The organism is Candidatus Polarisedimenticolaceae bacterium, assembly GCA_036275915.1.
In the GTDB taxonomy this organism is placed as follows: domain Bacteria; phylum Acidobacteriota; class Polarisedimenticolia; order Polarisedimenticolales; family DASRJG01; genus DASRJG01.
Map to the genome: position 1 here is coordinate 1 of DASUCV010000001.1, position 22,490 is coordinate 22,490.

The 22,490-nt window shown below is 69.2% G+C and carries 19 protein-coding genes; 11 read left to right on the top strand and 8 right to left on the bottom strand.

What is annotated here, in order from left to right:
• The first annotated feature begins 263 nt into the window (after window positions 1-263).
• Genes VFV19_00005 through VFV19_00015 form a run of 3 tightly spaced genes read left to right on the top strand, consistent with a single transcriptional unit; the run spans window position 264 to window position 5,550 of the window.
• A complete protein-coding gene (locus VFV19_00005; GenBank protein ID HEX4822672.1) occupies window positions 264-1,472 on the top strand; it encodes a TolC family protein in 1,209 nt (402 codons plus the stop codon).
• Entirely contained in the window at window positions 1,469-2,539 is a 1,071-nt protein-coding gene (locus VFV19_00010; GenBank protein ID HEX4822673.1) for an efflux RND transporter periplasmic adaptor subunit, read from the top strand. The genes VFV19_00005 and VFV19_00010 overlap by 4 nt, the downstream gene beginning before the upstream one ends.
• On the top strand, window positions 2,536-5,550 hold the full coding sequence (locus tag VFV19_00015; GenBank protein ID HEX4822674.1) for an efflux RND transporter permease subunit: 3,015 nt from the start codon (window positions 2,536-2,538) through the stop codon (window positions 5,548-5,550). The genes VFV19_00010 and VFV19_00015 overlap by 4 nt, the downstream gene beginning before the upstream one ends.
• 29 nt (window positions 5,551-5,579) lie before the next feature.
• Here VFV19_00015 and VFV19_00020 read toward each other — a convergent pair whose 3' ends face one another.
• Complete coding sequence (locus tag VFV19_00020) at window positions 5,580-6,950, bottom strand: HAMP domain-containing sensor histidine kinase (protein ID HEX4822675.1); 1,371 nt, start codon at window positions 6,948-6,950, stop codon at window positions 5,580-5,582.
• Window positions 6,947-7,621 (bottom strand): response regulator transcription factor, encoded by a 675-nt coding sequence (locus VFV19_00025; GenBank protein ID HEX4822676.1) that lies wholly within the window; start codon window positions 7,619-7,621, stop codon window positions 6,947-6,949. The genes VFV19_00020 and VFV19_00025 overlap by 4 nt, the downstream gene beginning before the upstream one ends.
• A gap of 133 nt (window positions 7,622-7,754) precedes the next feature.
• On the opposite strand from VFV19_00025, the gene VFV19_00030 reads away from it, so the two are divergent.
• From VFV19_00030 to VFV19_00045, 4 genes are read left to right on the top strand one after another with little or no spacing between them, the layout of a single operon-like run.
• A complete protein-coding gene (locus VFV19_00030) occupies window positions 7,755-9,395 on the top strand; it encodes a POTRA domain-containing protein (protein ID HEX4822677.1) in 1,641 nt (546 codons plus the stop codon).
• Window positions 9,395-11,332, top strand: coding sequence for an LTA synthase family protein (locus VFV19_00035; protein ID HEX4822678.1), 1,938 nt, complete (start codon window positions 9,395-9,397; stop codon window positions 11,330-11,332). The genes VFV19_00030 and VFV19_00035 overlap by 1 nt, the downstream gene beginning before the upstream one ends.
• Before the next feature lie 17 nt (window positions 11,333-11,349).
• Window positions 11,350-11,502, top strand: a complete 153-nt coding sequence (locus VFV19_00040; GenBank protein ID HEX4822679.1) for a hypothetical protein — start codon at window positions 11,350-11,352, stop codon at window positions 11,500-11,502.
• On the top strand, window positions 11,483-11,983 hold the full coding sequence (locus tag VFV19_00045) for a hypothetical protein (GenBank protein ID HEX4822680.1): 501 nt from the start codon (window positions 11,483-11,485) through the stop codon (window positions 11,981-11,983). The genes VFV19_00040 and VFV19_00045 overlap by 20 nt, the downstream gene beginning before the upstream one ends.
• On the opposite strand, the gene VFV19_00050 is transcribed toward VFV19_00045, so the two are convergent.
• On the bottom strand, window positions 11,971-13,392 hold the full coding sequence (locus VFV19_00050; protein ID HEX4822681.1) for an alkaline phosphatase family protein: 1,422 nt from the start codon (window positions 13,390-13,392) through the stop codon (window positions 11,971-11,973). The genes VFV19_00045 and VFV19_00050 overlap by 13 nt on opposite strands.
• Window positions 13,393-13,394: 2 nt before the next feature.
• Window positions 13,395-13,859, bottom strand: a complete 465-nt coding sequence (locus VFV19_00055) for a DUF2127 domain-containing protein (GenBank protein ID HEX4822682.1) — start codon at window positions 13,857-13,859, stop codon at window positions 13,395-13,397.
• Between the two features lie 48 nt (window positions 13,860-13,907).
• Between VFV19_00055 and VFV19_00060 the strand changes: the two genes are divergently transcribed.
• The 3 genes from VFV19_00060 to VFV19_00070 are packed head-to-tail and all read left to right on the top strand — an operon-like array spanning window position 13,908 to window position 16,578.
• The gene (locus tag VFV19_00060) at window positions 13,908-15,314 is read left to right on the top strand and encodes a DASS family sodium-coupled anion symporter (GenBank protein HEX4822683.1); all 1,407 of its coding nucleotides are present in this window, start codon (window positions 13,908-13,910) and stop codon (window positions 15,312-15,314) included.
• A complete protein-coding gene (locus VFV19_00065) occupies window positions 15,311-15,970 on the top strand; it encodes a VIT1/CCC1 transporter family protein (protein HEX4822684.1) in 660 nt (219 codons plus the stop codon). The genes VFV19_00060 and VFV19_00065 overlap by 4 nt, the downstream gene beginning before the upstream one ends.
• Window positions 15,967-16,578: a hypothetical protein gene (locus tag VFV19_00070; protein ID HEX4822685.1), complete on the top strand. Its 612-nt coding sequence runs from the start codon at window positions 15,967-15,969 to the stop codon at window positions 16,576-16,578. The genes VFV19_00065 and VFV19_00070 overlap by 4 nt, the downstream gene beginning before the upstream one ends.
• On the opposite strand, the gene VFV19_00075 is transcribed toward VFV19_00070, so the two are convergent.
• Complete coding sequence (locus tag VFV19_00075) at window positions 16,575-18,188, bottom strand: SulP family inorganic anion transporter (GenBank protein HEX4822686.1); 1,614 nt, start codon at window positions 18,186-18,188, stop codon at window positions 16,575-16,577. The genes VFV19_00070 and VFV19_00075 overlap by 4 nt on opposite strands.
• Window positions 18,181-19,227 carry a glucose 1-dehydrogenase gene (locus tag VFV19_00080; GenBank protein HEX4822687.1) on the bottom strand — a complete coding sequence of 349 codons (1,047 nt, stop codon included), beginning with the start codon at window positions 19,225-19,227 and terminating at the stop codon, window positions 18,181-18,183. The genes VFV19_00075 and VFV19_00080 overlap by 8 nt, the downstream gene beginning before the upstream one ends.
• A gap of 21 nt (window positions 19,228-19,248) precedes the next feature.
• Between VFV19_00080 and VFV19_00085 the strand changes: the two genes are divergently transcribed.
• Entirely contained in the window at window positions 19,249-20,172 is a 924-nt protein-coding gene (locus VFV19_00085) for a transporter (protein HEX4822688.1), read from the top strand.
• 89 nt (window positions 20,173-20,261) lie between these two features.
• On the opposite strand, the gene glsA is transcribed toward VFV19_00085, so the two are convergent.
• Window positions 20,262-21,275, bottom strand: coding sequence for a glutaminase A (gene glsA, locus VFV19_00090; GenBank protein HEX4822689.1), 1,014 nt, complete (start codon window positions 21,273-21,275; stop codon window positions 20,262-20,264).
• Window positions 21,275-22,477 (bottom strand): DcaP family trimeric outer membrane transporter, encoded by a 1,203-nt coding sequence (locus VFV19_00095; GenBank protein ID HEX4822690.1) that lies wholly within the window; start codon window positions 22,475-22,477, stop codon window positions 21,275-21,277. Before VFV19_00095 ends, glsA begins: the two co-directional genes overlap by 1 nt.
• Window positions 22,478-22,490 lie beyond the last annotated feature (13 nt).

The following is a 22,490-nucleotide window of genomic DNA, read 5'->3' on the forward strand; positions in this document are numbered from 1 at the left end:
CTCAGCGTGAGGCCGAGGGCTTGTCGTCGGTCTCGCAAGAGTTGGGCGACCCCGGGGGAGATCGCCAGAGCGCGGCTGGGCATGACGGAATTCTACGCGCATCGTCAAGCGGCGGCGGGATGAAATTGTTGCTTGACAGCACCTGGCATCGCCGTATGGTTCCCGATAGAACGGTTGCGCTACGGCGTCCCCTGGCCCTGCTCTTTCGATTTGGGCAGGGTTCGGCTTCCGAACGTAGGATAGGCGTCCAAGGGGCGCTGGACATGCCTGGTCGACTCATCCTGCCGGCCGCGGCGTTGGCCGCGGTGCTTACGCTCTCGGCTGCCCGCGCCGAGCCGCTCTCGCTCGACGAGGCGATGGCGCTCGCCGAGCGCGCGAACCCGTCGCTCGCGGCCGAGCGCCTTCAGGTGCCGGTGGCGCAGGCCGGTATCGGTGTCGCGCGGCAGCGGCCGAACCCGGAGCTGGCTCTCGAAGAGGATCGGGAGACGCCCCACGACGCGCTGAGCCTCACGTTCCCGATCGAGACCGGCGGCAAGCGTGGCAAGCGCATCGACGTGGCCGAGGCCGCCGTGGGAACGAGCCAAGCGTCGCTCGCGAAGGTGACGATCGAGGTACGGGCGAAGGTGCGGCGCGCGTACTTCGGGCTCGCCGCCGCGGAGCGCTCGGCCGCCGAGGCGCAGGGCATGGCCGCGCTGGCGGCGCGCTCGCGCGACGCCGTCCGCGAGCGCGTCAAGAGTGGCGATGCCCCCCGTCTCGAGCAGCTCCAGACGGAGATGGCGGCGGCACAGAACGAGAACGAGGCGGTGACGGCGCTCGCGCTGGCGGCCTCGCGCCGCGCGGAGCTGAACGTGCTCCTCGGCCGCGCGACCGACGCCGAGACGACGACGGCCGGCGACCTCGGCGAAGGGGTGATCCCGGATCTCGCGACGGCGACCGCGACGGCCCTGTCGCACAACGGCGATCTCACGGTGCTCGAGGGACGCCTTCGCGAGCAGAATCATCGCGTGAGCCTGGCGCGTGCGCAGCGGTGGCCGGACTTCGGCGTGATGGGAGCGGTGACGCACCGCGACCCGGAATTCGATTGGGGCTGGCGCGCGGGCGTGTCCCTGACGCTGCCGGTGTTCCACAATCACGGCGCCGAGGCAAAGCTCGAGGAGGCGACGCTCGCGCAGCTCACGGCCGAGCGCGAAGCGCAGATCGCCGATGTACGCTCCAAGGTCGCTTCGGCATGGACGCTCGCGGACGCGCGCGGCAAGCAGTACGCGCGCTACCGTGACGAGATCCTGCCCACGGCACGCGAGGTGGAGTCGATGGCGGAAGAGTCGTACCACGCGGGGCAGACGGGCCTCGTCGAGCTGATCCAGGCGATCTCGGCGGTGCGCGACGCGCGCGGCCGCGCCGTGGACGCCGGCCTCTCGTACCAGGAGGCGCTGGCGGATCTCGAGGAAGAGATCGGAGCGCCGATCCCATGAGACGTATCGTCGCTGGTTTTGCGATCGCGCTTCTCGCGGTCTCCTGCGCGAAGAAGGGCGAGGAGGAGGTCGAGACGACCGGCGTCGTCCCCGTATCGGTCGAGACCGTGCGCAAGGGAACGATCCGCGCGCTCGTCAGCGCCGCCGCCGTCGTCAGGCCGGCGACCGGCGCCGCGCTCGACGTGATCCCTCCCGCCGAGGCGCGCATCGTCGAGCTGCCGGCTTCGGTCGGCGACCGCGTCGCGAAGGGCGGAGTTCTCGTGCGGTTCGAGGTGCCGACGCTCGCGTCGGACCTCTCCGCCCGCGAGTCGGACGTCAAGAGCGCGCGGGCGGCCCTCGAGGCGGCCCAAGCCGCCTTCGACCGGGAGAGCCACCTCGTCGAGCGCGGGATCGCCGCCGGGAAGGACCTCGAGGCTGCGCGGCGCGACCGGACGAGCGCCGAGTCGGCCCTTGCGGCGTCGGAGAGCGCCCTCGCCGCCGCCAAGGAGCTGGCGGCGCGGTCGGTCGTGCGCGCACCGTTCGACGGCGTCGTCACCGTGCGCACGCACAATCCCGGCGACCTCGTCGAGCCGGGAGGCGACCCGATCCTCGAGCTCGTCGATCCGGCCCGGCTTCAGGTCGAGGCCTCGGTTCCGGTGACCGACCTGCCGCACGTGACGGCGGGAGCGTCGGCGCGCGTCATCGGCCCGGCGACGTTTCCGCCCGAGACCGCGACGGTGCTCGCGGTCCCCGGCGCCGTCGATTCCACGACGGCGATCGCGACCGTGCGGCTCGGCCTTCCTAAGGCGACGCGGCTGCCCTCGGGGACCCCCGTGCACGTCGAGATCGTCGCGGGCGAGCACGCGAACGTGCTCATCGTCTCGGCGGCCGCGATCGTCCGCGACGGCGACGACGCGTTCGTGTTCGTCGCCGGCGACGACCACGCCGCCCACCGCCGCAAGGTCGAGGTCGGGATCGTGGCCGAGCCCGACGCCGAGATCGTCTCCGGCCTCGAAGGCAACGAGCAGGTCGTCTCGCGCGGCGCCGCGGGCCTGCCGGACGGCGCGAAGATCGCCGTCCGCGGATGAACCCCGCCAAGACCGCGCTCGCCCACAAGCGCACGGTCGTCCTCGCGACCGTGCTCCTGTGCCTGGCGGGCGCCGTCGCGCTGCCGTTCCTTCCGAGCTCGATCTACCCGCGGCTCGCCTTCCCGCGGGTCATGGTCATCGCCCACAGCGGGACTCTTCCCCCGAAGACGATGGCGCTCACCGTCGTGCGGCCGATCGAGCAAGCGCTCATGGAGGTGCCGGGGATCCGCCGCGTCCGCTCGAAGACCTTCCGCGGAGCGACCGAGATCTCGGCCCTCTTCGAGGACACGACGGACATGGACAATGCGCTGCAGCAGGCGCAGTCGCACATCGCGGAGATCCGCTCGTCGCTGCCGGAGAACATCGACCTCGACGTCGAGAGGGTGACCCTCTCCGAGTTCCCGATCCTGAGCTTCAACCTGACCGGCGGCCTCTCCGTCCCCGATCTCTACGACTACGGGTACTACGTCATGCGCCCGGCGCTGGCGCGCGCGCGGGGTGTCGGCAAGATCGAGGTGCTCGCGAGCGACACGCGGGAGATCGAGGTCGTGGTGGATCCCGCGAAGGCCGCCGCGTCCGGCGTCACGGTCCCGAAGATCGCCGACGCACTCCGCGCCGCGAACCGCCTCGAGCCGATCGGCCGGACGGTGCGGGGCGGCCGGCAGACGCTCGAGCTCGCCGCGGGACTCTTCAGGTCGGTGGACGACATCGCCGCGGTGCCGATCGCTCTCGACAAGGGCACCGTCGTTCGCGTCGGCGATCTCGCCGCGGTGACGCCGGGCTCGCCCGACCGCACGCGGCTCATCGCGGGGAACGGCAGGGAGGCGGCGATCGTCAGCATCAGCCAGCAGCCGAGCGCGAACACCGTCTCGGTACGCGGCGAGGTCGAGCGCGCGATGGCGGGCCTTGCCTCGAGCCTCCCGTCGGGGCTGACGATCACGAAGGTCTACGATCTCGCCGAGTTCGTCGAGGCGGCGATCGGAAGCGTGCGGGACGCGATCCTGATCGGCGGCGTCCTCGCGGTCCTCGTGCTCGCCTTCTTCCTTCGCGACTTTCGCATGACCGTCATCGCGGCGATCACGCTCCCCCTCACCGTCCTCGCGACGTTCGTCTTCATGCGCCTGTTCGACGAGCCGATCAGCCTCATGTCGATGGGCGGGATCGCCGTCGCGATCGGTCTCGTCATCGACGATGCGGTCGTCGTCGTCGAGAACATCTACCGCCGGCGCGAGGACGTCGCGGAGGCGACCGGCGAGCTGGTGGCGCCGGTGGTCGGATCGACGCTGACGACCGTCGTCGTGCTCGCTCCCCTCGGCTTGCTCTCGGGCGTCGCGGGCCAGTTCTTCCGCGCTCTCTCGCTGACGCTGTCGTCGGCGGTGCTCCTCTCGCTCGTCTTGGCGCTCACGCTCATTCCGGTCCTTGCGGCGCGAGCGCTGCCCAAGAAACGCGCGGAGGGCGAGCGCACCTGGCGGCCCGCGCTCTACTCCCGGACGCTCGCGCGCGCTGTCGCCCGCCCTCGCCTCGCCGTGGCGGCGGTGGCGCTCCTCATCGCCGGGGCCGCCGTTCTCTACGTGCTCATCCCGTCCGGCTTCCTCCCGAAGATGGATGAGGGCGGCTTCGTCGTCGACTACATCACGCCGGCGGGTACGGCCCTCGTCGACACCGATCGCGACGTCAAGGCGATCGAGGCGCTCCTCGCGAAGGTCCCCGAGGTCGCGTCGTTCTCGCGGCGCACCGGATCGGAGCTGGGACCGCTCGCCACGGAGCAGAACCGCGGCGACATCCTCGTCCGGCTCGTTCCTCGGAGCCGCCGCCACCGGTCGGCCGACGAGATCGTCGACGAGCTGCGCGGGAAGGTGCACGATGCCGTCCCCGGGGTCGACGTCGAGTTCGTGCAGCTCCTCCAGGACGTCCTCGGCGACCTCGAGGGCGCGGCGGCGCCGGTCGAGGTCAAGATCTTCGGCGACGATCCCGCGGTCCTCGCGACGATCGCGGATCGCGCCGAGGAGCGCCTCGAGAAGGTCCGCGGGCTCGTCGATCTCGTCGGGCCGCAGACCGGAAACCCTGAGATGAACTGGACGATCGACCGGGCCGCGGCGACGCGCCTCGGCGTCTCGGTGCAGGAGGTCGCCGATCAGCTCTCCGCGGCGTGGCTCGGCGAGGCGGCGACCGACCTTCAGCTCGAGGATCGGACCGTTCCCGTCCGCGTGCGCTACACCGACGCTTTCCGCTTCGACCCCGCCAAGCTCGCCACGACGCCGATCGAGGGCGACAAGGGAAAGATGGTCCCCCTGTCGAGCCTCGCCGCGGCGACGCCGTCGGACGGCCCCGCGCTTCTCTTCCGGGAGAACCTCCGCTCCATGGCCATGATCACCGGGCGGATCGAGGATCGCGATCTCGGCGGCACGGTCGCCGACGTCAAGAAGACGCTCGGGTCACTCGAGCTGCCCGTCGGCTACCTGATCGAGGTCGGGGGCCAGGACGAGGCGCAGAGCCAAGCGTTCCGCGAGCTGGCGCTCGTGCTCGGGGCCGCCGCCGCGCTCGTGCTCCTCATCCTCGTCGCGCAGTTCCGCGCGTTCGCGCCCGCGCTCGTCATCCTCGCGGTCGCGCCGCTCTCGTTCGCGGGCGCCTTCCTCCTGCTCCTCGTGACGGGGACCGAGCTGAACGTTTCGTCTGCGATGGGACTGATCCTCCTCATCGGTCTCGTCGTCAAGAACGGCATCATGCTCATCGATTATTCCCACCGCCTCGAGCAGGACGGCCTCCCTCCTCGCGACGCGATGGTCGAGGCGGGCATCGTCAGGCTGCGCCCGATCCTCATGACGACGCTCTGCACGCTGTTCGGACTCCTGCCGCTGGCCCTCGGCCTCGGCTCGGGCGCCGAGCTGCAGAAGCCGCTGGCGCTCGCCGTCATCGGCGGGCTCGGGCTGTCGACGCTCGGAACGCTCTACCTCGTTCCGGCGATCTATGTGGCGTGGCGCGAGCGAAGAAAGTCGACAGTCAACAGTTAACAGTTAACAGTTAACAGTACTGTCGACTGTCAACTGTTGACTGTGAACTGTTCTTCCAGCACCGGAATCACGATGCGGAATGCGGCGCCGCCGAGGTCGCTCGTGCCGCAGTCGATCGTGCCGCGGTGGCGGAGCACGATCGCGCGGGCGACGGCGAGCCCGAGGCCGACGCCGTCGGTCGTGTGGCGCGTCGCGGGGGCACGGTGGAACCGCTCGAAGACGCTCGCGCGCTCGGACTCGGCGACGCCGGGCCCGTCGTCGTCGACCGTGACGGTCGCGGTCGTGCCGTTCCTCACGGCACGCACCCGCACGTGCGCCTCGCTCCCCGCGAACTTCCGCGCGTTCTCGACGAGGTTCGCGATCGCGCGCTCCAGCAGCTCCTCGCTCCCGCGCACGAGGATCTCGTCAGGAGCGTCGACCATCGCGGACTGGCGCGTGCCGATCGCCCGCGCGAGGTCGCACAGGTTGACGGGAGTCTGCGGCAGCGGTGCCGCCTCGGAGCGCGCGAGGAGGAGGAGCGCGTCGACGAGCGCGTTCAACGCATCGACCTCGCGCAGCGCGTGCGACGCGTGCGCGGCCTGCGGCGCGGAGAGCGACCCCTCCACGACGAGCCGCTCGAGACGTCCCCGGATCGCCGCGAGCGGCGTGCGCAGCTCGTGGCTCGCCTCCTGGCTGAAGCGGCGCTCGCGCGCGAGCGCGTCGCCCAGCCGGGCGAGGAGGCCGTTGAACGAATCTTGCAGCGTCGCGATCTCGCGTGCGTTCGCTTCGACGACGAGCCGCACCTCGGGATCGGCGGCGGATGCGGCGGCCGCGGCTTCGAGGTGTCCGAGCGGAACGAGGCGCCGCGAGAAGAGGGCTCGACCCAGGAGCGCGCCGACGATCGCCGCGACGGGAAGCGCGCCGAGAAGCACCGCCCCGAATCGCCGCACCTCGGATTGGTGGAGGACGTCGGTCGTGACGACGCGCACGACGTACTCCGATCCGCACCAGCGCGCGCACGCGCGGAAGTGCCCCGAGGCGGCTCCTCGCTCCTTGGGGACCGCGGTCACCGCCGCGGCGTTGATGGCGACGTCGAACGCGTCCGGGTCCCAGTCCGCGACCTTGCCCAGCGCTTCGGCGACGTGGCCCTCCTTGTCGAGGAGCTCGAAGCGGAACCCTTGCAGCCCCGCTTCCGCGAAGTACTCGCGTGCGGCCCGAAGCATGCCGAACTTCTGCTCGGCCGCCTCGACCTCGATCCCGTTCGCGACCTCGACACCGATCGCCTCCAGGGTCTCGTCCTGGTGCTCGCGCAGGAGGATGGCCGACGCGCCCATCGTCGCGAGGACGAGCGCGGCGCAGGCCATGGTGACGACGAGCGTGTGAACTCGGAAGAGCTGCCCGATGAGGGTCGGACGCTTCACGCTTCCGACCGCAGCGAGTAGCCGACGCCGCGGAGTGTCCGGACGGCGTCGGGCGCACCGGCATCGGCGAGCTTCCGGCGCAGCCGCGCGATGAGGACCTCGAGGCTCCCCGACGACGCGTCGTCGTCGGTCCCCCAGACCGAGAGGAGGAGCGACGATCGCGGAACGACACGGCCGCGCTGGCGCGCCAGCGTCTCGAGGATGTCGAACTCGCGTGCCGTGAGCGGCACCTCGCGCGTTCCTGCGACGACGCGGCGCGCGGACGTCTGGACCTCGACGGGACCGATGCGGACGATCTCGTCCGCGAGACGCGGGCCCCGACGGAGGAGCGCCTTGACGCGCGCGCGCAGCTCGGCGGCGGCGAAGGGCTTCTTCAGGTAATCGTCCGCGCCGGCCTCGAGCCCCGCGACGCGATCCTCGACGTCGCCGCGAGCGGTGAGCATGAGGACCGGGGTCGCGTCCGCGTCCCTCCGGAGTCCGCGGCACAGATCGATGCCGGGCCGGTCCGGGAGCATCCAATCGAGCACGACGCCGGCGAAGCCGCCCTCACGCAGGGCGGCCTCCGCCGCGGCGCACGTCGCGACGCCGCGGACGTCGAATCCGGCTTCCTTGAGCGTGGTCTCGACGAAAGCCCGGACCTCGCCGTTGTCCTCGACGACCAAGATCCGCATGGACGGAGAGGATACCGCAGGATCCGCCGATGTTCGGGTTGCGTTCGGGTCAAGGCCGTACGTTCGGCCTATGCGCGGGGTCGTGCGGGCGGGCGCGTGTCTTTTCGTCCTGGGTAGTATCGGAATTCCCCCTGTGAGCTCCCAGGAAGCGCCCGCCGGCGACCCCGCCCCTCTCGAGGCGGCGATCGTGCCTCAGGGTCCGCTCCGGGACCCGTCCGACGACGAGGTCCCCGACGACGCCGCGCTCGAAGCGCAGGGGGCCGTCATCGGCACGATCACGGTCGACGCGGCGAACATCTTCGACAAAGAGGATCCGAAAGAGAACAAGAAGCTCCTGCGGGCCGCCGACAAGCTTCATGTGACGACGCGCCCGAACGTCATCCTCCGGCAGCTCACGTTCAAGACCGGCGATTGCTATTCCCGTGCGGCGCTCGACGAGTCGGAGCGCCACCTCCGCCACAACGGCTACCTCTACGACGCCACGATCCGGCCGGTCCGTTACGACGGACACACGGTCGACGTGATCGTGCACACGCGCGACGTGTGGACGCTGCGGCCCGGCCTCAACTTCAAGCGCAGCGGCGGCACGAACACGCTCCACTTCGGGATCCAGGACGGGAACTTCCTCGGCCTCGGCAAGAACGTCCAGATCGAGCGGCGAAGCTCGGTTGACCGCGTCGAGACCGGGATCGACTACGTCGACCCGATGTTCGCGCGCACGCACGCGCGCCTCGAGGCCGGGTACTCGAACAACAGCGACGGCAAGGCCAGCGTGGCCGCGATCGACCGCGGGTTCTGGAAGGTCGACGAGGACTGGGCCGCCGGGATCCGGGGTGAGACGAACCTCAGGACCGACCCGCTCTACGCGCTCGGGATGATCACCGACCAGTTCCGGGAGGACCGCACCTTCTTCGAGGGGTACTACGGGCGGCATCTGGCCACCGTCGGGACCGTGACGTACCGCATCCTGTCGGGGTTCACGTACGACCACTCGCTCTTCTCCCCGCTGCCCCAGCCGGGGGCGACGAACGTGCTCCCCGCCGACCGCACCCTCTCCTACCCGTGGATCGGGTTCGAGATCTTCCACGAGGCGTACGTCCGCGCCCACGACATGGACAAGCTCGGCCGGACGGAAGACTTCAACCTCGGGCGCGACCTCAACGTCCGGCTCGGGTTCGCGTCACCGGCGTTCGGCGCCGACCGCAGCGCGGGCATGGTCGACATCGCGTGGACGTCGGGCTTCTCCCCGGGCGCGGGGCAGGTCATCACGCTCGCCGCCACCGCCGACGGCCGCGTGACCTCGACCCGCGTCGAGAACGGGATCGCCACCGCCGCCGTGCGCTATTACCACCGCTGGGCCGAGTGGTCTCTGTTCTTTTCCAGCCTGTCGTGGACCGAGGCGACCAACCTCGACGCCGACCAGCAGATCACCCTCGGCGGCGACAACGGATTGCGGGGCTACCCGCTCCGGTACGCCGTCGGAGACCGCAGCATCCTCCTCACCGTCGAGCAGCGCTTCTACCTCGACCGCGAGTTCGTGCACCTCTTCCGCCTCGGGGCCGCGGTCTTCGCCGACGTCGGAAAGGCGCACAGCGAGGACCCGAACCCCGCGTCGCACCTCGGCGTGCTCAAGGACGTCGGCCTCGGCGTCCGGATCGGGCAAACGCGCTCGGCCCATGCGAACGTCGTTCGCATCGACGTGGCGCTACCGTTCGATGCCGGTGGAACGGGGCTCCATCCCCAGCTCCTCGTCACGACCGGGGAGACCTTCTGATGAGCGGGTCCTCTCGCCTGCGGCTGGCGGCTTACGTGCCGTTCGTCTTCGTCGTCGTGGGCGCCGTCCTGCGGACCCTACTCTACGTCGGGTTTCACGAAACCTTCCGCGCCGGCGACGCCGTGCTCGCGCTCGCGGTGGGTGCGCTCATGGATGGCCTCGTCGGCGTGCTCGCCGCGCTCCCGTTCGCGCTGTGCCTGTCGCTGTTCCGGCTCAGGTGGCTCGAGCGGCCGGCGCTCCGCTTCGCCGCGCTCGCCGCGTTCGGTGCCGTGGCCACGTTCTTCGCCACCGTCGAGTGGTACTTCTTCGACGAGTTCAACTCCCGCTTCAACAACATCGCCGTCGATTACGTGCGCAACCCCGGCGAGGTCCTCGGCAACATCCACGAGAGCTACCGGGTCGGGCTCGTCGCGGCAGGCTCGGTCGTCGCCGGGCTCGTCCTCGCCGCCGCCGGCATGCGCGCGATGCGTGGGCTCACGCTCCCGGCCCCGAGGCGGCGCGACCGCGTCCGGCGCCTCGCCGTGACGCTCGTCGCTGCGACGTCAGCGGCCGGCGCCCTCGCGCTCGCTCCCTCCGACGTGAGCGCCGACCGCATCGTCAACGAGATCGCACAGAACGGCGTCGCGCGCTTCGCCCACGCCGTGCGCACCGGCAACCTCGACTACGCCCTCTACTACCGCACGCTTCCGAAGAACCTGGCGCGGCGCCGCGCGGCCGTCGTGCTCGATGCGTCATGGATGGGGCCGGACGCCGAGACGGCCGCCCCCCCGGACCCCACTCCCGACACTTCGCCGAAGCCCTGGGACGTCGTCGTCATCCTCGAAGAGAGCCTCGGGAGCGAGTTCATCGGCGCGCTCGGGCACGAGCGCAAGACGCCGGGCTTCGACCGCTGGAGCAACGAAGGGCTCCTGCTCACGAACCTCACCGCGACGGGAAACCGCACGGTGCGCGGTCTCGAGGGAACGCTCTGCTCGATGGTCCCGCTCCCCGGCGCCGCGGTCCTGAAGCGGATGAAGCACGCGCCGGTGGCGACGCTCGCCGGCGTCTTCCAGCTCGAGGGGTACAAGACCGCCTTCGTCTACGGCGGCTGGGGGCGGTTCGACGACATGAAGCCGTTCTTCCCGAACAACGGCTTCGACGAGTTCATCGAGCGCGACGCCTATCCGAAAGACGCCTTCAGCACGGTCCTAGGGGTCGCCGACGAGTGGATCTTCGCGCAAGCGCTCGCGCGCCAGAAGGCCGCGGCGGCGAAAGGCGAGCGCCTGTTCATGACGGTCTTGACCGTCAGCAACCACCGGCCGTTCCAGGTCCCCGAGCGCGGCACCGCGTTTCCGGCCGCGAGGCAGAACCGCGATGCGGCGGTCGCCTACGCCGACTGGGCGCTCGCCGACTACCTCGACAAGGCGAGGGCCGAGGGCCTGCTCGATCACACGCTCGTTCTCATCGAGGGCGATCATGGGGCGCGCGTCTACGGCGAGCAGGTGATCCCGACGCCGAGCTACCGCATCCCCGGCCTCTTCCTCGTGCCCGACCCGGCGTGGAAGGGCCGCCGTCTCGACCGGCTCGCCTCGCAGATCGATCTCGCCCCGACGCTCTTGGCGCTCACCGGCCGCGACAGCCCCGTGCCGTTCCTCGGTACCGACCTGACCGATCTCCCCGCGGAGGGCGGCCGCGCCTTCGTCCAGCACAACCGCGACGTCGGCCTCCTCACCGACACAGCGCTCGTCACCCTCGGCCTCCAGCACGCGGACATCTGCTACACGCGGAGCGGCCGCGACAGCGACGCGTTCACCCGCGCCGCCACCTGCGCGAGCAGCCCCGCCCTTCAATCGCTCGAGGACGACGCAGCGGCCGTATTCCAGACCGCCGACGAGATGCTGCGCGCCGGCGACTACACGATCAAGAAGGATGCGCCGAGCGTCGCGGAGAATCGCTGAGACGCTACAATGGCCGCATGGACCGAGACGAGCGGACCCATTCCGAGGACGGCGTCGACCTCACCCTCATCCGGTGGATGCTGTCGCTGACGCCGGCCGAGCGGCTCCAAGTGCTCGAGTCCAACATCCGATCGCTGGAGGCGTTGCGCGGTGCCGCCAACCGCCGCTGACGTCTCGGGGCTTCTTCGCGTCCTCGCCGCGCACGACGTCAAGTTCATCGTGATCGGAGGCGTCTGCGCCGTCTTGCATGGCGCTCCGGTCTCGACGTTCGATCTCGACATCGTTCCCGATCGGTCGCCGGACAACGTCGCGAGGCTGCTCGAAGTGCTGAAGGGCTTGGGAGCTGTCCATCGAGACCCCGCCGGTCGCACGATCGAGCCCGACGCTTCGCGCCTTGGCGGGCCCGGCCACAACCTCTTGTCGACACGCTCTGGCCCTCTCGACGTTCTCGGCACGATCGGCGCCGGAAGAGACTTTCAGTCGCTAGAACCGCGATCACGCCTGGTGGATCTCGGCGACGGAGTCCGCGTTCGCGTCCTCGATCTCGACGCACTCATCGAGACGAAGCAGGAGGCCGGACGGGACAAGGATCGCGCGGTGATCCCGATTCTCCAGCAGACGCTCGCGGAGAGTCGCCGTCATCGCACGTAACCGATCGCGCGCAGCTGATCGAGCAGCTCTTTCTCGGTCTCGTCGGGCAGCGGGATGTCGGGGACATAGCCCTGCCCTGATCCGTAATGCGCAACCTCTTTGGCGTGAAGCGGCGCCGTGAACCAGTCGGCTCGCGGTGATGATCTCAAGTCCTTCGCGACGGGCAATCCCAGAGCCGCCGCCAACGTGGGCATGACGTCGTAGAGCGTCGCGTCGGGGAGCTTTCCGGTCTTCACGCCGGGACCCGCGATGACGAAGATCCCGGGCGGCGCGTCGGGATGGTCGCCGGTGCGCTTGGGGTTGTCCTCGGGCTCGAAGCCGTGGTCGGAGAGCAAGAGCACGCCGGTGTCGGCGTCGCGAAGCGCCAAGAGCTTGTCGAGCCACTCGTCGGCGTAGCGCGCGAACGCTTCGACGGTGCCGGCGTAGAGCGGCTGCTGCGCCTCGAGCGACGCGCGCTCGTCCTTGCTCCACTTCATCGATGCGAAGCGCGAGGGGTCCTTGAAGTAGAGAAAATAGTGCGACGCGAAGTCGATGCACTGGAAGTGGACCATCGCCAGCTCGGGGCGGATCGCGGGGTACTCGGCTTCGGCGATGCGTCCGGTCATCGTGTCGAAGAGCCACGCCTTCTTGAGGAAGAACTTGCGCTCGTCCTCGCCCGCACGCAGCGCGCGCGCGAGCGGCGCCTGGAATTCGGCTGCATCGGCGGGGCCGTACGCGGCGAAGCGGCGCAGGGCGGGCGGCATCGCCTGCGTGACCTCGCGCTGGATCGCCAAGATCTCCGGGAGGCGCGAGGTCGGATAGACGAGGCCGGCGCCGGTCTTCGTCGCGTCGTCGTGGATCGCCATCCGGTCTTCGAGGTGCTCGTGGTAGAGGAAGTTCGAGACCATGAGGCCGTCGATGCGGTCGGCGGGGAAGGTGTTGTGATAGCCGACGACGAGCGACGGGCGTCCGGCGTCGGTCATCAAGTTCCACAACGCGCGCGCGCGCCGGTCGGCATTCGTGAAGAGGCGGCGCGTCTCTCCGTTCTCCACACGCCCCCACGCGAGGATGCCGTGATGGGCGGGATCGACGCCGGTCGCGACGGTCGTCCACAGCACCGGCGAGAAGGTCGGCTTGAAGCTCCTCATGGCGCCGTAGCCGCCTTCGCGCATCAAGCTCGAGAGCGCGGGCATCTTCCCCGCATCGACGAGCGGCAGGAGGAGGTCCCATCCGGCGCCGTCCCACCCGACGACGATCCATCGCTTGGGGAGGCGGCCCTCCGCCGAAGCGGGCGCCGCGTTCCACGGCGCGCGCCAGGTATCGAGCGCGGTATTGCCGGCGACCGGCGCGTACGAAGGGCCCCACGGACGCCACCACGCGAGGGCGGCGGCGAGCGCGAGGACGACGAAGGCGATGACTGCTTTGCGCACCGTCAGTGGCGGTAGAGCCGCTCGCGATTCCGGTACAGGTAGACGACGATCGCGACGTTGACGACGAGGATCACGACGATCGTGATCGACGGCTCTCTGACGAGCCCGTACGTTTCGATCGGCACGAAGAAGGCCGACTCGGCGAGGACGAGGCGGCCGACCCATCGCGAGCGATAGATCAGACCGAGCCCTTCGCCGAGCGACAGCGCGCCGTAGAGCAAGGCCCCGGTCGCCGCCCATTTGACGTTGCCGGGGGTGATCTCGTCGATGCGGTCGCCCAGCCGGTCGAAGAACTTCGTTTCCGGGTCGAGCTTGAACCGCCGGACCGTCGCGTCGAAGTGGGGCCGGAGGTCCTCGCCGACGAGCTCGTACGCCTTCACCGCCAGGACGATGCCCAGGACCCCGCGCAGGAGCTTGAGCGCGATGATCGCGTAGAGGGTGGGGGCTCGTTTGGAGGGGGAAGGCAAGGCGGAGTGATTCTACCCGATGCCCGAACTCCGGTAGACTGCGCGCCGATGGCCGGGGGACGCCGTATCTGGATCGCGCGTACGGCGGTGATCGCGACGGCGGCGGCGCTCTGGTTTTCCCCTGTTCCGGACGGATTGAGCGCGCCGGCGTGGCACCTGTTCGCGCTCTTCGCGGGCGCGATCTTCGCAGTCGTGGCCGGCGCCCTCCCGATCCTGACCGCCTCGCTCATCGCGGCCGCGCTGGCGGTCCTGACGGGGACGCTCGCCCCCGCGCACGCGTTCGGCGGGTTCTCGAACGGGACGATCCTCCTCATCGTCGTCGCGTTCCTCGTGGCGCGCGCGGTCGTCACCACCGGCCTGGGTCAACGCATCGGTTATGGCGTCGTCGCGCTCTTCGGCCGGTCGACGCTCGGTCTCGCCTACAGCGTGTTCGTGGTGGATGCGCTCATCGCGCCGGCGTTCCCGAGCAACACGGCGCGATCCGGGGTGCTCTTCCCGTTGACCTACTCGCTCGCCGAGGCGGCGGGCGCCGAGCCCGCGCAGCCGGCGCGTCGGCGACTCGGGGCGTTCCTCATGTTCTCCGGCATCGCGAGCCTCAGCGTGTCGTCCGGCCTCTGGCTGACGGCGATGGCGGCGAACCCCGTGGGTGCCGAAATCGCGAAGCCGTTCGGCGTCTCGATCGGTTTCGGCTCGTGGCTGATCGCGGCTTCCGTCCCGTCCCTCGTCGCGATGGGCGTCCTGCCGCCGCTGCTCTTCGCGATCTTCCGCCCCGAAGTGCGGTCGACGCCGGAAGCGCCCGCGGCCGCGAAGAAGGCCCTGGCCGCGATGGGACCGCTCCGCCGGAGCGAGAAGATCGTCGCGGTGACGTTCGTCGCGATGGTCGTCCTCTGGGCGGCCGGCGGGCGGCTCGGGATCGATGCGACTGCGGTGGCGTTCGCAGGGCTCGCGGTCCTGCTCGTCACCGGCGTGCTGACGCCTTCTCTTCTCGCGAAGGAAGGCGACGTGCTGGCCGTCTACCTTTGGTTCGCGATCTTGTTCACGCTCAGCAGCCAGCTCAATGAGCTCGGGTTCATGGCGTTCCTCGGCGAGAGGTTGGCCTCGCATCTCGGCGGGCTCGCCCCAGGGGTCGCCGGCGTGGTGCTGGTGGTGGCGTACGTCGCCCTGCACTACCTCTTCGTCAGCCAGACGGCGCACCTGCTCGCCCTGTTCGGGGTGTTCCTCGACGTCGGCGTTCGCCTCGGCGTCCCGGCCGCGCCGCTCGCCTTCCTTCTCCTGTTCGCGACGAACTTCTTTTCGTCGTTGACGCCGCAGGCTTCGAGCGCCAATCTCCTGTTCGCCGGCAGCGGCTATCTCTCGCAAGGCGAGATGTACCGGGCCGGAGCGGCGACCACGGGAGCTTGTCTCGTGGTGTTCCTGGCGGTGGGGCTCCCGTGGCTCATGTGGGTGACACGATGACGACCGCCGACGCCCCGCGCCGCCGCCTGCTGGACCCGACCGATCGCTTCTCCGAGATTCTGTTCGGTCTCATCATGGTCCTGACGTTCACCGGGACGCTGAGCGTCGCGGAAGCGGGGCGACAAGAGGTTCGCGAGATGCTCGTCGGAGCGCTCGGATGCAACCTCGCCTGGGGGATCGTCGACGCGATCATGTTCCTGATCTCTTCGCTCACCCTGAGGGCCCGCGGCCACACGCTGCTCCGCGCGCTCCAGGCCGCCACGGACAAGAAGGCGGCGGCCGCGAGCATCGCCGAGGTTCTTCCCGAGCGCCTCGCCGCCGTGCTGCTGCCGGAGGACCTCGAGTCGATGCGACGGCGCCTCGCCGCGCTCCCCGCGCCGCCCGCCAAGGTGATGCCGTCGCGTCAGGAGTGGCTGCAAGCGGTGGCGATCTGTGTCCTGGTCTTCCTGTCGACCTTCCCGGTGACGATCCCGTTCATGTTCATCCACGACGCGCATCGGGCGCTCCGGCTCTCGAACGCCGTCGCCCTCGTCATGTTGTTCCTTCTCGGGCATTCGCTCGGCAAGTACGCCGGCGGGAGGCCGTGGCTCCTCGGACTCGGGATGCTCGTCTTGGGGCTCGCCCTCGTCGGCCTGACGATCGTGCTCGGCGGATGAAGAAGCTCATCCCGATCGTGGCCTTCCTGGCGCTCGCGGCGGCGCCCGTCTTTGCGGACGACGCGAAGCCGGAGTGGGCGTGCTCCGTCTCCCTCTGGGGCTACGACGTGCCGGAGTCGCAAGACTACCTCAACCCGAACTTCACCGCCGATCGCGGCCGTCTCCACCTCGAGGTGCGTTACCAGTACGAGGCCATCGATACGACCTCGGTCTGGGCGGGCGCGAACTTCCACGCCGGCAAGAGCTGGTCGTTCGATGCGACGGCGATGCTCGGCGGGGTCTTCGGCGATCTCGACGGCGTGGCCCCGGGCTACCGGCTCTCGCTCGAGCACAAGTGGTTCTACCTGGCGAGCGAAGGCGAGTACTTCATCAGCAGCCACGGCGACGACGGCGACTATCTCTACAGCTGGACGGAGGCCGGCGGCTACCCGGTCTCGTGGTTCCGCCTCGGCCTCGCGGCCCAGCGGACTCGTGCCTATCAGAGCGATCTCTCCATCCAGCGCGGCGCCTACGTCGGATTCACCTTCAAGTCGTTCGACGCGGCGGCGTACGTCTTCAACCCGTGGGACGACCCGACGTACGTGCTCGCCCTGCGCTTGGACTTCTAGGCCCCGAGGTAGCGCGCGACCGCGGTCTCCATGTTGAAGACGAGCCCTTCGCGCCCGAGCGTCGCACCGAGCGGCGCGCGCTGCACCATCTCGAGCACATCGGGGTTGAGCTTGACGAGCCAGAGCGAGACTCCGAAATCGCGGATGCGCCGCTCGGCTTCCGTCAGCGTCTTGAGGGCGGAGTACTCGAGATCGGGCACGCCGCCCAGCTCGAGCGCGACGACCTTGGGCTTCTCCCGCTCGATGAGCGGCCGTAGCTTCTCGAGGACGAGCCCGGCGTTCGCGAAGTAGATCGATCCGTCGAGGCGCACCATGAGAAGACCGGCGAAGGTCTCGTCGTCGGGGTGATCGGCGCGGAGGGGCCGGAAGACGTTCGTGCCGCGCTTCCGGCCGAGGATGTGGATCCGCGTGCTCGATCCGGTGCGCGCGAGCGCGGCGAGCGAGATCACGATCGCGACGAGGATCCCCTTCAAGGTGCCGAGCGCGATGACGGCGAGACACGCGATGAGCGCCCAGCGGAACTCCATGAAGCGCACGCGGCGGATCGCCAGGAACTCGGACGGCTTGATGAGGCCGAACGAGTAGACGATGACGATCGCCGCAAGCGTCGCGTGCGGCATCAATCCGATGTACGGCGCGAGGAAGAGCATGGTGAGCAGCGCCGCGAGCGCGGTGACGACGCCCGCGAGGCGCGTCTTGGCGCCGGCCATCCGGTTGACCGCCGTCTGCGAGGTGCCGCCGCCCGCCGCCATCGCGCCGAGGAAGGCGCCGCCCGCGTTGGCGACGCCGGTCGCGAGCAGCTCTCGGTTCGCCCTGGGGAGCGGCTCGTCCGGCGACGAGAACGCGCGCCCGGCGGCGATCGTCTCGGTGAAGCTCATGAGCGCGATGCCGAGCGCGCCCGGCCAGAGCTCCCTCGCCAGCGCGATATCCGGAAGCGTGATCGCCGGCAGGCCCTTCGGCAGCGCCCCGACCGCGGCGATCCCGTAGGCGTCGAGCTTGAAGAGGGCCATCCCTGCGATCCCGAGACCGGCCGCGATGAGCGGCGCCGGCCAGCGCGGGGCGAAATGCTCGAATGCGACGAGGAGAGCGATCGTGCCGAGAGCGACGGCGAGCGTGGGCCACGAGGTCTCGGGAAGGCTCTTCGCGATCGCGGCGAGATTGTGGAGGAAGCCGCCCTTCACGATGTGGGTCCCGAGGAGCTTGGGGATCTGATCCACGACGATGACGAGCCCGATCCCCGCCTTGAAGCCGACGAGCACCGGCTCCGAGATGAAGTTCGCGACGAACCCCAGGCGGAGCACCCCCGCGGCGACGAGGATCGCCCCGACGAGGAGCGTGAGCGTGGCCGACGCGCGGATCGGGTCGGCGGCCTCCGCGATTTGACCGATCTGCGCGCCGACGAGGATGGCGAGGGTCGTCGTCGTCGAGACCGAGAGCACGCGCGACGACCCGAGGAAGGCGTAGAGGAGCATCGGGATGAACGCGGTGTAGAGGCCGGCCTGAACGGGGAGGCCCGCGATCGTGGCGTACGCCATCGCCTTGGGGATGACGACCGCGGCGGTCGTCGCACCCGCGAGCAGGTCGAAGCGGAGGTTCGCCCGGTCAGACATCGGCGAACTGGATGACGGCCTTGATGTCGTCGGGCTGGCGCGCGAGCGCCGAGGCAAAGTCTTTCGGGGCGATACGCCGTGTGATGAGCCGTGCGAGCCACTCGCGGTCGGCGCGCGCGAGGGCTTCGCCCGCCTTGTACCAGTGGCGCTTGTTCGCGTTGACGCTCCCGACGACGACGTTGTTCCTGAGGACCATCTCCGCCGCGAGATCGGCGGTGGCGAAGCCGCTCGCGGCGCCGCCGCTCCCGACGCCGGTAAGGCAGACGATCCCACCGGCGCCGATGCATTGAAGGGCGTCCGAGATGACCTGGCCGACCCCCGTGCACTCGACGATGACGTCCGGCTGGAATCCGACGTCCTTGACCGAGCCGCTGTGGTACGTCGCGCCGAGCGCTTTCACGAGATCGGGCTTCGGCCCCGTCGTCACGCGGTCGAGCACGTGCACCTCGAGCCCGCGCTGACGCCCGAGCAACGCCGCGAGGAGTCCGATCGGACCCGCTCCCGTCACGAGAACCGTGCGCGGCTCCCAGAAGGCTCGCTGCCCGACCGCCACCACTTGCTCCCACGCCTTCGCCACGACCGTCGTGGGCTCGAGGAGGACGCCGAGGAGTCCGAGCGATCGATCGACACGCATCGCGTACTCGGGCTCGATACGCCAGCGCTCCGACATGAATCCGTCGATCTGCTTGATCCCGCGCTCCGTGTACTGGCCGTTCCGGCACATGTCCCACTCGCCCACGGCGCAGTTGGGACACGGCACCGGGTCGGGCCGGCGCACGATCCCGACGACGAGATCCCCCGCCCGTAACCCGGTCGGCCCCGGATCGACGACGCGTCCGAGCGACTCGTGCCCCAGCACGAGCCGGGTCCGTCCCTCCGGTGCCCAACCGTACTTGCCCTCGGCGATCTCGACGTCGGTGCCGCACACGCCGACCGCGACCGCTTCGACGACGATCGACCCGTTGCGCGGGTCCGGATCCGGGACATCCTCGAGCCGTGCGCTCCCGGGGACCTTCGGCTCGACGGTGATCGCCTTCATCGTGCGACAATCGCGCCCGGCATGGCGCGCCCGTCCCGCATCGGACTCCTCATCGTCGTCCTCCTCGCGTCCACTTGCGCGGCGAGCGCCCAGGAGCTCGAGCCGCGAGCTTACTCGTCTTCCCCCCTCGGCACGAACTTCTTCCTGCTGGCGCTCGGCCGGTCGAGCGGATCGGTCATCTTCGATCCGTCGATTCCGATCACCGACGTGAGCGCGCACGTCGGCAGCGCGACCGCCGGTTACGGGCGGTCGTACGGGATCGGCGGCAAGCAGGGACTCTTCACCATCGCGTTCCCCTATGCCGTCGCCCACGTCGAAGGGATGGTCCAGGAACAGGCGCACGCGGTGACACGCTCCGGGCTCGCCGACCTACGGCTCCGCGCGTCGCTCAACCTGATCGGCGGCAAGGCGATGAGCCCCGCGGAGTTCGCCGCGGCGCCTCGCAAGACGGTCTTCGGGATCAGCGTCACCGTGCAGGCGCCGACCGGTGCCTACGATGCGACCAAGCTGGTCAACCTCGGCACCAACCGGTGGGCGTTCAAGCCGGAGCTCGGCGTCTCGGTGCCGGTTGGGCACTGGTACCTCGAGGCGTACGCCGGCGCGTGGTTCTTCACGAACAACGTCAACTTCTACCCCGGGACGTCGGTCAAGCAACAGGATCCGTTGACGTCGGCGCAGTTCCACGTCGCCTACACGTTCAAGAACCGGTCGTGGCTGGCCCTCGACGGGACGTGGTACGGCGGCGGTCAGGTGACGCTCGACGACGGCCCTCCCTCGGCGCGCTTCAGCAACAGCCGCTACGGCGGCACATTCTCGTTGCCGGTCGCCAAGCTCCATTCGCTCAAGTTCGCCGCGAGCAAGGGCGCCTCGGCGCGCACCGGCAGCAACTTCACGACTTATCTGCTCGCGTGGCAGGTGCTCTGGTTCGAGCGAGGAAACCCCTAGCCAAATGGGGACATTCTGCTTTTTCCTTCAGAGCTTCGAAGTGCAGAAGCTCTGAAGGAAAAAGCAGAATGTCCCCATTTCTAATTTCCTTACTTGGGCTTCACCGCGTACGGATTGCCGCCGAGGGCGTTCGAGATGTCGGCGATCGCCTTCTGCGCGCGCACGCTGTTGCCCGCCGCATCGAGCGGCGGTGAGATCACGGCGATGCCGAACTTGCCCGGCGAGACCGCGATGATGCCGCCGCCGACGCCGCTCTTCCCGGGAAGGCCGGTGCGGTAGAGCCACTTGCCCGAGTCGTCGTAGAGGCCGGCGGTCGCCATGACCGCGAGCACCTTCGACACGTTCTCGTTCTTCATGACCTGCTTGCCGCTGATCGGATTCTTGCCGCCGTTCGCGAGCGTGGCCGCCATCGTCGCGAGGTCCTTCGCGTTGACGCTCACCGAGCACTGCTCGGTGTAGATGTCGGTGGCGCGATTCGGCTCGGCCTTGATGTAGCCGTACGCGTACATGAGCATGCCGATCGCCTGGTTCCGCTGGTTCGTGTCCGACTCCGACTTGAAGACTTCCTGGTTGACGGAGAGCGGCCGGCCGGCGAAGTCGCCGTAGAAGTCGAGGATGTTCTTCCAGATCGCGTCGCGGTTCGCGCCCTTGACCATGGCGGTAGTCGCGATGGCGCCCGGGTTCACGAGCGAGTTCATCTCGGGACCGCCGAGCATCTTCTGCGCCATCTCGACCGCGATGATCGAGTTGAAACGCATGCCGGTCGCGTCGACGCCGATCGTCGAGGCGATCGCCTCCGGCCCTTGCTCCTCGATGACCTTGGCGAGTGTGAAGACCTTGGAGATGGACTGGATCGAGACCTCGGACTTGATGTCGCCCGTGGTGTAGACCTTGCCGTCGGCCGTGACGAGGGCGATGCCGTAGATCTTGGAGTCGACCTTGGCGAGCGCCGGGATGTAATCGGCGTTCGCGCCTTCCTTCAGGTCCTTGTACTTGTCGAAAGCCGCTTTCATCGCGGCGTTGATGTCGGCCGGCGATTGCGCTGCGGCCAGCGTCGCGGCCGAGATCAGAACCACCGCGGCGAGCGTCTTACGGAAGATCATCACTGCCCTCCCCAGGTCTTGCCAAAGTTGAACTTGGCCGAGAACTGCACCCGGAAGTCGTCGACGCTCCATCCGTCGGAGTTGTTCTCGCGGCGGCCCCACTGGAGCTCGGGACCGAACATGACGTGATCGGTCGGGTAGAAGAGGAGATTGACGAGCGCGTACTGGCCGACCTTGAATGCGTCGGGCGCCTGGAGATCCGAGTTGCTGATGTCGACGCGCGAGTAGCCGATCGTGCTCGTCATCTTCTCGTTCCACGTGTGGTCGTAGAAGGCGACGAGACCGAAGACGGGCAACGCCTTGCCCTTGATCGGCGTGACCGCGTTGCCGAAGTTGCTCTCGGGGCCGACGTCGACCGGGGCGTCGTTCATGTAGTTCTCGATTCCCTCCCCGTAGACGATCGACGCGCGCAAGACGTCGCTCTTCAGGAACTTCACGTTCGTGCTGACGTTGACACCCCATCCGATCGTGTCGCCCGAGAGATCGATGGCGTCGGGGACGTTGTCGTCCCACTTGATGTAGCGCAGGGCGCCGGCGAACTGAAGGTGACCCCACGGGCGAGTCATCCGGAAGTTCCCCGTGACGTCGGGCGACGGGAAGCGGCCCTGGAGGCCCTGGCTCGCGACGAGCTCGTCGACGACACCGCCGTCTCCCGACGCGCCGGGCCGCTCGAGCGCCAGCGTGAGCGCGTTGTCGCCCTGCATCGGCATCCAACGGAACTGGACGTTGCGAAAGAAGACCATGCCGTTAGGTCCCCAGTACTCGATCGAGTTCGGGAAGACGTCCGGATCCATGAACGGGCTCCAGGTCTGCCCCGCGCCGATCTGCTTCCACTGCCCGTACGCGTGGCGCAGGCGGAAGGTCGTTTGCCCGGCATCGACGCCGGTGCCGAACAGCTCGAACTCGAAAATCGTGTAGACCTCGCCGTCCTTCGTGGGAATCCAGCTCTTGACGCCGAGCCGGCTCTGTCGCACGCCCGAGTAGAACCGGCCGTCCTGGCCGAACTCGTTGTCGAAGGCCGGCAGCTTCGTCGGCCGCATGACGTCGAACCAGTTCGGATCGTTCTGGTTGAAGTCGTAGCCCATGTCGAGCATCGCAAATCCGTAGAGGCTGATCTTCGCCTTGTCGCCTTCCTCCGCAGAGGCGCCGCGCGAGAGCATCGCGGCCGCGACGAGGGCGAGCACGCCCATTGATCGTCTCATCCGTTCACCTCCT